The organism is Algoriphagus alkaliphilus (assembly GCF_900103735.1).
Taxonomy (GTDB): domain Bacteria; phylum Bacteroidota; class Bacteroidia; order Cytophagales; family Cyclobacteriaceae; genus Algoriphagus; species Algoriphagus alkaliphilus.
In genome coordinates this window covers 185,396-197,596 of the sequence record NZ_FMXE01000003.1, presented here as the reverse complement: position 1 = coordinate 197,596, position 12,201 = coordinate 185,396, and the positions used below count along the sequence as shown (strand labels likewise).

At 42.5% G+C, this 12,201-nt stretch carries 9 protein-coding genes; 2 read left to right on the top strand and 7 right to left on the bottom strand.

What is annotated here, in order from left to right; translation table 11 throughout:
- Positions 1 to 28: 28 nt before the first annotated feature.
- The 4 genes from BLQ81_RS02335 to BLQ81_RS02320 all read right to left on the bottom strand — a co-directional run bounded on the left by BLQ81_RS02335 (position 29) and on the right by BLQ81_RS02320 (position 4,748).
- On the bottom strand, positions 29 to 1,720 hold the full coding sequence (locus BLQ81_RS02335; RefSeq protein WP_092728349.1) for an AMP-binding protein: 1,692 nt from the start codon (positions 1,718 to 1,720) through the stop codon (positions 29 to 31).
- Between the two features lie 75 nt (positions 1,721 to 1,795).
- Positions 1,796 to 2,953 carry an acyl-CoA dehydrogenase family protein gene (locus BLQ81_RS02330; RefSeq protein ID WP_092728348.1) on the bottom strand — a complete coding sequence of 386 codons (1,158 nt, stop codon included), beginning with the start codon at positions 2,951 to 2,953 and terminating at the stop codon, positions 1,796 to 1,798.
- Positions 2,954 to 3,203: 250 nt separating this feature from the next.
- Positions 3,204 to 3,794 (bottom strand): hypothetical protein, encoded by a 591-nt coding sequence (locus BLQ81_RS02325; RefSeq protein ID WP_092728347.1) that lies wholly within the window; start codon positions 3,792 to 3,794, stop codon positions 3,204 to 3,206.
- 381 nt (positions 3,795 to 4,175) lie between these two features.
- Positions 4,176 to 4,748, bottom strand: coding sequence for a hypothetical protein (locus BLQ81_RS02320; protein WP_092728346.1), 573 nt, complete (start codon positions 4,746 to 4,748; stop codon positions 4,176 to 4,178).
- Positions 4,749 to 4,966: 218 nt separating this feature from the next.
- Between BLQ81_RS02320 and BLQ81_RS02315 the strand changes: the two genes are divergently transcribed.
- Both BLQ81_RS02315 and BLQ81_RS02310 read left to right on the top strand, forming a co-directional pair.
- Complete coding sequence (locus tag BLQ81_RS02315; protein ID WP_139183549.1) at positions 4,967 to 5,494, top strand: hypothetical protein; 528 nt, start codon at positions 4,967 to 4,969, stop codon at positions 5,492 to 5,494.
- A gap of 4 nt (positions 5,495 to 5,498) precedes the next feature.
- Positions 5,499 to 6,566: an alpha/beta hydrolase gene (locus tag BLQ81_RS02310; protein ID WP_092728344.1), complete on the top strand. Its 1,068-nt coding sequence runs from the start codon at positions 5,499 to 5,501 to the stop codon at positions 6,564 to 6,566.
- A gap of 242 nt (positions 6,567 to 6,808) precedes the next feature.
- Here BLQ81_RS02310 and BLQ81_RS02305 read toward each other — a convergent pair whose 3' ends face one another.
- From BLQ81_RS02305 to xylA, 3 genes are all read right to left on the bottom strand, one after another.
- A complete protein-coding gene (locus BLQ81_RS02305; RefSeq protein ID WP_092728396.1) occupies positions 6,809 to 8,713 on the bottom strand; it encodes a sialate O-acetylesterase in 1,905 nt (634 codons plus the stop codon).
- 89 nt (positions 8,714 to 8,802) lie between these two features.
- Positions 8,803 to 10,554 (bottom strand): glycoside hydrolase family 9 protein, encoded by a 1,752-nt coding sequence (locus BLQ81_RS02300; RefSeq protein WP_092728343.1) that lies wholly within the window; start codon positions 10,552 to 10,554, stop codon positions 8,803 to 8,805.
- Positions 10,555 to 10,883: 329 nt separating this feature from the next.
- Positions 10,884 to 12,197: a xylose isomerase gene (gene xylA / locus BLQ81_RS02295; protein ID WP_092728342.1), complete on the bottom strand. Its 1,314-nt coding sequence runs from the start codon at positions 12,195 to 12,197 to the stop codon at positions 10,884 to 10,886.
- Positions 12,198 to 12,201: the final 4 nt, after the last annotated feature.

The following is a 12,201-nucleotide window of genomic DNA, read 5'->3' as shown; positions in this document are numbered from 1 at the left end:
GCATTATGATTTTTTGTCTTTAAATATGCTATTCAGGCTTTATTCCCATTTTTTCCATGTGCGCTTCCTTGATTTTTCGCCGGAGGATTTTACCCACATTTGATTTGGGAAGTTCATCGGTGAAGTAGACTTCTTTGGGCACTTTGTAATTGGTGAGTGAGTTTTTGCAATGTTGAATAATTTTTTCTGCGGAAACAGCATCCTCCTTTTTAACCACATAAGCCACAACTTTTTCTGTGGATTTCGGATCCGGCATCCCGATGACTCCGACCTCGAGCACTCCCGGACAGGATGCGACTGCGTCTTCTACTTCGTTGGGATAGACATTGAAGCCGGATACCAAGATCATCTCTTTTTTGCGGTCCACGATTTTCACAAATCCATCTTCATCCATCACTCCGATGTCACCCGACTTAAACCAATCTCCCTGCATGACATTGGCGGTTTCCTCGGGTCTATTCCAATACCCCTTCATCACCTGCGGACCTTTGATGTATATTTCTCCCCGCTCTCCTATCGGAAGCGGAATTCCTGCGTCATCAGCAATCATTATTTCTGTGTTTGGCAGCGGAACACCGATCGTCCCGATCCGCTCTGTACCATCGATAGGATTGCATGAAGCGACGGGGGAAGTTTCTGTCAATCCGTACCCTTCAGCCAATGGAACTCCGGTGACTGCTTTCCATTTTTCAGCGGTTACTTTTTGCACAGCCATACCACCTCCTACTGCTATTTTCAAAGCTGAAAAATCAAGTGCCTTAAAGGCTTCCTGATTGAGCAATCCATTGAATAAGGTATTGACTCCAGTCATTACGGTGAATTTCTTTTTGGCTAAATCACCAATAAAGGCCTTCATATCTCTTGGATTGGTAATCAGTACGTTATGAGCTCCTATTTTTAGCATTGCCAGGCAATTAACCGTCAGCGCAAAAATGTGATAAAGCGGCAATGCCGTGATGACGATCTCTTCACTTTCTTTCAACTTTGGCTTCATCCAGGCTGAAATCTGCTGCATGTTGGCAACGATATTTCCATGGGTCAGCTCCGCACCTTTGGATACGCCTGTAGTCCCACCGGTGTATTGAAGGAAGGCCGGATCTGATAGGCTCATTTTAGCGGGCTTAAAGGAAAACGAAGCTCCTTTGGACAAGGTCGATTTAAAAGAAACGGAACCCGGAAGAGAGAATGCGGGAACCATTTTTTTCAAATGCTTCACCACCACATTGACAATAAAGCCTTTCAGGACTCCCAGCAAATCGCCCAATTCTGTGGTGATGATGTGCTTAACCTGAATTTCAGATCGGATTTTCTCAAGATTTGAAGCAAAATTCTCCACTATGACAATCACATCTGCACCGGAATCATTAAACTGATGCTTCATCTCAGAAGGCGTGTAAAGCGGATTGGTGTTGACCACGACCATTCCTGCACGCAAAGCTCCAAACATCGCGACAGGGTATTGAAGGATATTGGGCATCTGGATTGCAACACGTGATCCCTTTTCCAATTTCAATACATGCGTGAGGTAATTGGCAAATTGAATACTGAGCGCATCTAATTCAGCGAAAGTCATGGTTTTCCCCATACATTCAAAAGCCACGGAGCCCCCAAATTTTTTTACGCTTTCATCAAAGAGATCTACGATGCTGGAATACGCCTCGTAATTGACTTCTTGATCTACAGATGCCGGATAATGCTTATGCCATGGGAAGTTGGTCATATCGGTGATTATTTTGGGTGATTATCAAAGTCCTACAATTACTTAAATTATTTGGGCTTAGCCAAAAATTTCTTTTCACTTCAGAATCTTCCGCGCGATCAGTTCCTTCATAATTTCATTCGTGCCTGCATAGATTCGCTGAACCCGCGCATCTGCATAGGCCCGGGCTACCCCATATTCCCACATGTAACCGTATCCTCCATGAAGCTGCACACATTCGTCTGCTACTTTACACTGAAGTTCGGTCATGTTATACTTTGCTGCTGAAGCCATCGCAGGGTCAAGCTTTCCGTCATTGTGAAGCAAAACCAAATAATCACAGTAAATTCTTCCTTGCTCCAAAGCCGCGGTCATTTCGGCCAGTTTGAATCGGGTATTCTGAAAATCAGAAATACTTTTCCCAAATGCTTTTCGCTCCTTCACGTAGTCAATGGTAGCCTGTAGCATGTATTCACCCAAAGCAACAGCTGCCAGAGATACGACCAATCGCTCTTGGGCAAGTTCTGTCATCAGGTATTTGAAGCCCTCTCCTACTTTCCCAAGTAGATTTTCTTTCGGCACTTTGACATCTTCAAAGAAAAGCTCGCAGGTGTCCTGGGCATGGAGCCCTACTTTTTCAAAGGGAATCCCTTTGGTAAAACCCGGCATGTCTTTATCAAGAACCAACAGACTGATTCCTTTGGCACCCTTGCCAGGATCAGTTTTTACTGCCACTACTACAACATCTGAAAGCCACCCATTGGTAATAAATGTCTTGGACCCATTGACGAGGTAATGATCTCCGGCATCAATCGCGGTAGTTCGCATTCCCTGAAGATCGGAACCTGCACCTGGTTCAGTCATGGCAATGGCTCCAATATATTCCCCGTTGACCATTTTGGGAACATATTTCATTTTCGCCTCCTCAGTAGCATAATGCAAGATATAGGGCATAACTATGTCTGAGTGTAGCGGAAAACCGATGGCAGGACCGGAACAACCGCTCAAGCCCAACTCTTCGATAAGAATCGCATTGTATCTGAAATCTTTGATATTCATTCCTCCAAGATTTTCGGGGGCCTGAATCCCCAAAAAACCATTTTCTCCAAGTTTCAGCCAAGCATCACGGGAAACCATCTTTTGATTCTCCCATTCTGCATTGAAAGGAGAAACCTCTTTGGCAATAAAAGCTCTGACACTCTCACGGAAGAGGTCATGCTCCTCATTAAAAAGTGATCTGTATAATCCGAACATATTTGGGTTTTTTTATGTGTTGCATCAAAATTAGGGAATTTGATTGGTTTGTATTTTGCCACCTATCAGACAAAAACCAAAGAAACTCTGTTTTTCTTGTAATACGATTTCAAACTGAGGTTGATTTGATTCATTTTATATGAAATGTGGTATGGAGGCAAACACCGTCGGTACCGGGTAATTGAGAGATGTAAAAACAAAAGCTCCGAACCCTAGGATCCGGAGCTTTTCTACAACAGGCTGGATTTGATTATTCAAAGTGGATGGTTTTACTTCTGCCTTTTGTATCAGATACATTAAGGTAAACATCTTCGGGCGAAACTCCTCTCAACTTGTAGTTTTTTCGGAAGCCTTCTGCTTGAGAAATTTTTTCTTGGTGCAGCAGTTTATTAGTCACTTCAAGACGGATTTCGACGTCTACTCCAGGCTCTTCCAGACCTATTACAGTAAGATTTAAAGTTTGATCGTCCAAAACCTTGCCGTAAGCCATAAGTGGGAGTTCGACCGCAGGGCTTGGTTTTTCGAAAGTAGCGACAGTGTAGACTACCTCCTCATCAGCATTGGCAATCTTCACTTGATATTCCCCACATGGAAGTCCGTTTAAATTGTAAGGAATAACAATATCCCCTTCTCCTACCTTAACTTTCTTTTGATGAAGTCTTTTTCCGGCATCATTATAAAGAGAGATCTTTGCTTCTCCCAAGCCACCTTTAAGTAAGACAATTACTTTTTTGAATTTTGCCTGAACGTTTGACATGGCCATCAAATCCTCGGCTGCTGTTGCTGCAAAGCTGCTTAAAGATAATGCGCCTGCAAGTGCTAATGTGAATAAGGTTTTCATAAATGTGTTGGTTTAGTGTTGTGATTCTACTTATGCGAAGCACATACCAACCCAATTCGGCTCACACAAACTCAAGCAAATTTCAGATTGGGCATAAACCTTAATTAAGAATTTCTACCAAATATTTTTTTGTTCTATCCATGATTTGAGAATCAAGCTTTGATCGAATTTGGGATTTCGGCGTTTTTCTGTCACAGAAGCGGACAAAATTCGGGTAATTCAGGAAAAATTCAGGTTACACCGTATTGTTGACTATTACCAAAATTTAATTTTAAAAAAAATATAAGTGACTGAAAACAAATTATTTGAAAACAAAAAACCTGTACGGAAGCGTACAGGTTTTGTCCGTTTGGAAACGGAAATAGGGACAAAAATTAATTTCTAGAAAGCATATCCAAATCCCGCTCCGGCAAAAAGTGGCCAGAAACCATTGTTATTGAAAATCGGTGTCAGATTCAATCTCCAGGTAAAACCTCCATCTACGGGAACTCTCCGATAGCCAAAGTTCATGGTACCCATCACACTTGGTGACCCGTCCACCGGTAAAATAAACTCATATTTATACTGCTCATTCACCATGGTGTTACAGATATAATTTCCGGTGGAATCATAATATCCATTAGCACAATAGGAATAATTATACCTGTTCTCGTCAAAAGCAAAAAAGGTCATGCCTAAACCCATTTCAAAATAATGAGGACCTTTGCCATAAAGCTTATTGACCATCACGGGTAAGGAAAAGAACGACTCATTCTCGGTCGCATAACCGCCTACTCCAACACGCATCCCCCAAGAATCCATTTTGGTTTTATCAAAACGAAAATCATAATTAAAACTGTAGGGAAGTCCTGCACCCCCGAGTTCCAAAAAAACTGACCGAGTAGGAATCAGGTCTTGGGCCTTGGCATAGCTTGAACAAAATAAAAGGAAAACAATTGTTATTAATTTTTTCATAAATGAGTAATGAAGATGAAACTTAGTGTTCTAACGGAAACTTGGGACGAGAATGTTGCTGTCATGAATAAGATTGATCCGGTTTTTAATTCAGCATCAGAAAAAAAACTCCAGAATGATTACTTTTAACTATGAAATCGATGCGTTTCTTTCGGAAAGAATCATTTAAAAAGGTTCTAGTACCCCTTGGGCTTGGTGTAGCCTACCTTTTACTTTTCATGACCAGCGCATGCCTCGAGGGCGAAGATACTAGAAATAAGGAAGGATGCCCCATACCAACTCAGGCGGATGCTACCGGAATCAAACAGGTTTTCTTTAGTCCTTACAAAGCTCAACGCTACGCGACAGCTTTAGACACTGTGCTATTTTCAGAATTTCGGTTCAATTTTGAATTGGAAATTTTGATAAAAAAAAATCAGAATTCAAGCACCTTCCCATTGCATTCCGAAAAATTTGACTGTATCCAAACTTTTAGCCTGCAAAACATTTCGAATATTTCGGTGATCCTTACGGCGCCTTTTGCCGGATTACCTATCGGAACAGATATTTCGTATTTACTCTTCACCCCCGATAAAAAACGAATTTCAGAACTCAGAGATTTTGGAAATGTGTCTGTTTTTTTTGGTACTAGCTTGGAATTAAAACCTCCTAATTACTCACAGTTAAAAACCCGGACCTTTCTATTTCTGAAAAACGGAACCCAAAAGTTTGTTGACTCAACCTCACCTTTTCTCAAAACCAACTAATTAAATGCTTCGAAAAATTTTCCTTGGGATTTTTGCCACAGCCATGGTGCTCATGATTGTGTATATGCTTGGTCCAAAAGTTGAAAGAAAGGAATTGATCATTCAATTTCCGGAGGTGCCTACCCGGCTCAGCGAACTTAGCCAATATGTCAAAAACAGGGAAGATTCTGTCATCGGCTTAAAATCCGGAAATGAAGCCTATATCCAATGGGCAGACAGCAGCAACAAAGCCAAGACACCTTATTCAATCATCTACATCCATGGATTTGGCGCTAGCCCGATGGAAGGTGATCCGGTTCATCGTTTCTTAGCATCTCACTTCGGAGCCAATCTTTTCGTAACACGACTTCCCGAGCATGGAATCAATCGGGCAAACGGGATGGAATACATGACCGCACAAAAGCTCGCCGATGCTGCAGGAGAAGCCTATCAAATCGGGAAAAGCCTTGGCGATTCTGTGATCGTGGTCGGTACTTCGATGGGTGGAGCTTTATCACTTTTACTTGCCAGCCAGCAACCTGAGATCAAAGCAGTGGTAGTTTACTCCCCTGCAATCCGGGATGGAGGAGAGCGACTGGAGGGATTTTTCAAACCATGGATGAAGTTTCTGATGGAAAAAACAGTGATGAAAAACAAGGTGATCCATCAGGATCGAGTTAACGAAAAGAAAGCGTATTGGTCGGAGGATTATCATATCAATGGCTATGAAAGCTTGGCGACTCTCATCTACAGTGAGATGAAACCTGAAACTTTCTCCAAAATCAAGCAGCCGCTATTCCTGGGTTATTATTATAAAATTGCGGAAGAACAGGATTTTGTCGTCTCCGTGCCTAAAATGCTGGAGATGTACAGTCAGCTCGGAACGCCGGAAAATCTAAAGAAAGAGCAGGCATTTCCCAAAACGGGTGATCATGTCATCGCATCATCCATCACCTCTCAAGACTGGCAAGGAGTATTGTTTGCTACTATCGATTTTCTGGAAAAAGTAGCCAAGGTTCCTGCGAACGCGCAGTTTAAAAACCAGATCGATGAACTGATAGAAGCCAAGGGAGTGATGGAAGGCAAACGGTAAAAGTGTAAGAATTCTCTTTCTCTTGGTACTTAATTCTTGGACTTGTCATTATACCACGTGTTCGGCTGGAACGCAAATAACTATAATTTAACCTTTGTTATACCGACCAGTTGTCCAGTTGGGACAATTAAAATCAAGCCCTTACTAAAGCTGGGTAACGGGAGAACTCTTTGAAAATTATCCCCTCATGACTTACGAGAAAAAGTCCAGACTCTTGCTTCTTGTTTCTTAGACCTTATTTCTTACAATTCAGCCCTAAACGGTACTGCAGGCAAATTCAGCTCATTGACCAAATTCACCTCCGGATTGTCGGCCCAAGCATAGCGAATACCTGCAGCTTCTACTCCTTCGGGAATACTGAGTTTCAATTGATCCTTACCCAAGATTATCCCTTTCAGAAGATGAAATTCACCTTTTGTACCCTCGAGAATAAAGCCTTTGACTTCTTCTCCTGCACTAAGCTTCAGCCCTTTTCCAACTTCCGAAAAAGTCAACACTAGGTCTTTACCTTCAATTTTCGCATCCTGGAAAACTGGCCCTGAGGCAAGCACTTTTTCTCCAAAAGCTACTTTTCTGGCCTGAAGCCAAAGTCGCTCACCCACATCTTTTTTATTGCGGGGATGAATATCTTTTTCTTCTCCAATATCAATGGTCGTCACCATCCCGGTGAATGGGAGTTCCAAAGTCGCCCTTTGCGCTTCCCTTAAATGTGCCCAATTGCTTTCAGGCTGAAGTTCTTTTCGTTCCATATAATTGGCCAACTGAACAAACAGAAACGGGAAATTTCCGATTTCCCAGCGGGTTCGCCAATTGGTAATCATCGTGCCAAACAGTTCACGATATTCGGCATACTTACTGGCATTGCTTTCACCCTGATACCAGATTACCCCTTTTATCGCAAACTTGGTCAATGGGGCAATCATGGCATTGAACATAAAACCGGGTTTCCAATTGTGATATTCCACCACTGGAAGAAGCGGTTCAACAATCGAATTGGAATATGTCCAAGCACCTTCCAACTTGACAACTTTTCCGTTTTGTGTTAAAAACATCCGGTCTTTCGCTCCAATTACAGGCTTGTTATTCCAAGTGTTTATTGCACGGATGGTCAACACATTTTGACCTTTTTTAAGGATTTCTGCGGGGATTTTGAGTTCAGGTACAGATTCTCCCCAGTTTTTATAATGAATTTGGACACCATTGACGTAGATGTAAGCCATCTGCTCGATGGATGGAAAAGTAAGAAAAGCCTCACCGGTAGCCGTTAAGTTGAATTTTTTTCTTACCCACGCAATGTGCTCGAGCGGATTGGCTGAAGGAAGGTTGATAGATCTCCAGTTGCCATCGTTGTAGTTGGTGGAGGAAACTTCACCTGCAATTGCGGCATCCGGTTGTCTTACCATTGAATCTCTCAGTACTCTGCGTTTTTCATTTTCAGCGAGGATTTCAGTCCATTTTTGCGAATTTTCAATAAGCTCCTTTGATTCTTTGGTATAAGATCGATCCTCAAGTGCTGACAGAATTTTAGCCTCCGTCCATCCTTCGGCAGGAGTCCCTCCCCAATTGGATTCAATGATTCCTACAGGAACTTTTTTCTCCAGGTGATTTTGCTTAGCAAAGAACCAGGCCACAGCCGAGAAATTCGGAAGATTATCAGCATTTGCCACTTTCCATTCTCCACCGGAAACATCCTTTTTCTCCTCAGCACTGTAATCTTTTTCTACCTTAAAAAATCGAATCATAGGAAAATCAGCATTCGCGATCTCTTCTTCCGCGCCAATGACTCCCTGCTTCAATGGCCACTCCATATTAGACTGACCACCTGCCAGCCAAACATCTCCAATGTAGACGTCTTTGACTAGTTGGAGATTGACTTGAAGCTCATAGGGACCCCCTGCAACTAATGGAGGCAAAAGAACAGTCCAAGTACTATCCGGCAGCACTTTCGCACTTCCAATAGCCCCTGCAAGACTTGCACGGATTTTTTCATCGGGAATTCCACGACCCCAGATTTTGATCGGCGCATCTCGCTGCAAGACCATTCCCTGGGAAATCAGTTTTGGAAACTGGACTTCTGAATCAGGCTTATCAAATCCACAGGCGAAAACCAAGGGGAATAAGAGCAGGACAAATAGCTGTTTTTTCAAGGGAAGGGTCAGTAATTTAATTGGGTAATTTCCTGAAAAAAACTGATTTCTTAACAATCCAAATTCGGAAGCATTTCAAAAAGATCCATTTATGGGATTTTTGTTTGATTTGCCAGAATTGCATTGACTAAAAAGGCGAAAGCTGCGCTCCAATTAATTGCGATTTCATTGGAAGCATAACTGCAGGATAGGTCAGTGTATGATTCATCAGGAAAATCACTCGGATAATCACACTTATCTTGCTGTGAAGGATTGGGGCCTCCCACCATGAAGCCGGGCAAGGGAGGCAAATCAGGTCTGGAGGTAGCCAGTCTATGATGCGGAAAACGGGGAGTCTTACTTCCAAATCCCGTTACAAAACTATAACCTGTCGCATTTCTTCCCAAAATATAATCCAAGTTACCCTTAGCACTTTGGAGGTATTCCGCTTTACCAGATAGCTTAAATGCTCCCAAAAGCAAAATCCCCTGATTGGATGCCACCGAATTACTCCCCCAAATGAAATCCTTTGGATCCGCTCCCATAGGTGCTAAAAAAACCTGTCTTTGACCTGCCAGATCAATAGAATCTGCCATAGCGATCAGGTTGTTTTTGAGCATTGACATCCATGCTTCAGGAATTTGGGGAATATATTTTTCGTTTCGGATTAGCGAATAAAATCCCAACCACTTCACTTGGGACCAAGAAGGAAGCTGGTATTTCAAATCTGCCTCTCTTAGAATTTCCCAATATTCCAAGCCTTGGATACTAATGTACATCTCGGAGGCTGCCCAAATCCACTCATCACTCAGATTCTGATCACCATAGGCACCTGTGACCACATCGGGATCAAAAGTTTCATTCATTTCATTCTGCCGATAATACAGCTCCGGGTTTTCCGATGCCCATTTCCATGCTTTTTTGGCTGCCTTTAGGTAAACATCGGCATTTTCAGGAGTGAAGGGTTTATAAATCCGGTAGGCTTGGGCCATCACTGCGGCAAAATCCAGTGTAGCTGCTGTGCTTTTTTGGACAAAATAACGCTGATTGACAGCCAAATGTGGTTCTACCATGCCTTCAAACTTCGCTGTAGTCAATTTATGGTAAACGCCTCCATCTGCCGAATCTTGCATAGTCAGCATCCAGTCCAGATTCCAAAGCACCTCATCCAGAATATCTGGGATTGAGTTTTGAGACTCCGGAATTGTCAGATTCAGTTCTGAAAAATACTTGGGATAGTTCTCATACAGTGACAGTAGGGTACCCACTGTGATTCCGCTATTGACGATGTATTTATTATAGTCGCCTGCATCGTACCAACCTTTGGCGGAAGAAAGGGTCATACCCTCCGGTCTGCTTTGACTTGCCGCTGAGGGATGGATTTTCACCAAGTTATCTGGATGTCCTCCTTTTCTTGCCCAAATTCCGGCATATTCTTCGGGTATGTCAACAGATGCACGCTGGAAATAAAAGGCTTTCAATGAAGCTTTTCCCAACTCACTGTAAACCTGATTATCTACTTTAAAAGGATGAGATTTTCCAAAATCCGGAATTCCGATTTCAAATACTCCCTGCTCCGAAAATCCTGAAAAATCAACCTTCCAGGCAGTTTTGCCGGAAAGGGTTTTGGACTCGCTTTTCGAAACTAGCCCTTCAAATACAATCTTTCCTTTATTTTTATCCCAAATGAAAAAACGGTCAATAGGGGTTTCTGAAAGAACAACAGCTGCTTTGATTTGATCGGGATAAAAACCAACTTGATTGAGCCGGATTGACTCGTTCAGTTCTAGATTATTTCCATTTTTTTCAGTGAAAAATGAGGTGAATATCAAACAAAGGGTAAAAATAAAGATAGGCTTCATAGGCATAATGGGGTCTGATTTTAATTATTTTATCTGATTATCCGCAATCCTGCAAGAAATTAAGAAATATGCTTGAGAAGTTGCGGCTAATCGTCCACAGTCAACGGTCGACGGTCCACAGTATGTTCTAAGGAACTTCAAACGATATTTAATAGGGTTACTGGTAGAAAAGCGGATATACATATTGTTTTAAATTACCATACAATTGAGAAGGTACTCAAGCAATCGCTTCTTAAAAATATGAATAAGGTGAGTAAACTCCCTGAAAAAGAAAAAGTCCAGCCAAATGATTTTGGCCAGACTTTTCAAAATTACATTAACTAGTTTGATCAAATAAAACGGTTGATCAGGTTTTCGAAATATTCTTGTTTGCCGCTGATTTGAGCAGGTTCGCCCACTTCGAAAGCATAGCTTCTCAAGTCCTCCAGAGTGAGTTTACCATCCTCAAATGCTTTTCCTTTTCCGGAGTCAAAGCTTGCATAGCGATTCTTTCTTCTTTCGAGATAATCAGACTTCTCCAAAATATCGCTTGCGATCAGCATCCCTCTGGCAAAAGCATCCATCGAACCGATATGGGCAAGGAACAGGTCATCAGGATCGGTAGAATTTCTTCGGATTTTTGCATCAAAATTGACTCCGCCACCTTTGATACCTCCGGAAGTCAAGATGACCAGCATCGATTCTGCAAGCTCCTGAAGGTTGAGTGCAAACTGATCCGTATCCCAGCCATTTTGATAGTCACCTCTGTTGGCATCGATACTTCCAAGCATGTCTGCATCGGCTGCAACTTGCAATTCATGCTGGAACGTATGCCCTGCAAGGGTGGCATGATTTACCTCCAGATTCAATTTGAAATCTTTGTCCAAGCCGTGATGTCTTAGAAATCCAACAACCGTCGCAGCATCGAAATCATATTGATGTTTGGTTGGTTCCATTGGTTTTGGCTCGATAAAGAAAGTTCCTTTGAAACCATTCTTGCGCCCATAATCTCGAGCCATTGTCAGAAATTTAGCCAAGTGTTCCGTCTCCCGCTTCATGTCAGTGTTGAGCAAGGACATATAGCCTTCTCTACCACCCCAAAACACATAATTTTCACCGCCAAGTTTGATCGTAGCATCCAAGGCATTTTTAACCTGGGTGCCTGCAAAAGCCAAAACGTCAAAATTCGGGTTGGTCGAAGCCCCATTCATGTACCGGGGATTGCTGAATACATTGGCAGTTCCCCAAAGCAATTTTATTCCTGAGGCTTTCTGATGCTCCAAGGCATAGTCAGAAATGATTTGCAAATGCTTCTCATATTCGGCCAGACTTGAACCCTCATCGATTAGGTCGATATCGTGAAAGCAGTAATACTCTGCCCCGATTTTGGAAATAAATTCAAACGCTGCATCCATTTTGTCTTTGGCACGCTGAATCGGATCCGGACTGGCATCCCAGGGATGTACAATGGTTCCCGGCCCAAATGGATCCCCACCGGTGCCACAGAAGGAATGCCAATAGGCAATCGAAAATTTGAAATGCTCTTTCATGGTTTTACCGGCGATGATCCGGTTTTCATCATAAAAGCGGAAAGCCATCGGATTGTCACTTTCTTTTCCCTCAAATGGGATTTTTCCGATGTTTGGAAAATAGGTCTTAGCCATGATT

Bases quoted from the DNA above. Each gene is read 5' to 3' on its own strand.
- BLQ81_RS02300 (WP_092728343.1), bottom strand. From the start codon at position 10,554: ATGAAGCCTATCTTTATTTTTACCCTTTGTTTGATATTCACCTCATTT.
- BLQ81_RS02315 (WP_139183549.1), top strand. From the start codon at position 4,967: ATGACCAGCGCATGCCTCGAGGGCGAAGATACTAGAAATAAGGAAGGA.
- BLQ81_RS02330 (WP_092728348.1), bottom strand. From the start codon at position 2,953: ATGTTCGGATTATACAGATCACTTTTTAATGAGGAGCATGACCTCTTC.
- BLQ81_RS02320 (WP_092728346.1), bottom strand. From the start codon at position 4,748: ATGAAAAAATTAATAACAATTGTTTTCCTTTTATTTTGTTCAAGCTAT.
- BLQ81_RS02325 (WP_092728347.1), bottom strand. From the start codon at position 3,794: ATGAAAACCTTATTCACATTAGCACTTGCAGGCGCATTATCTTTAAGC.
- BLQ81_RS02310 (WP_092728344.1), top strand. From the start codon at position 5,499: ATGCTTCGAAAAATTTTCCTTGGGATTTTTGCCACAGCCATGGTGCTC.
- BLQ81_RS02335 (WP_092728349.1), bottom strand. From the start codon at position 1,720: ATGACCAACTTCCCATGGCATAAGCATTATCCGGCATCTGTAGATCAA.
- xylA (WP_092728342.1), bottom strand. From the start codon at position 12,197: ATGGCTAAGACCTATTTTCCAAACATCGGAAAAATCCCATTTGAGGGA.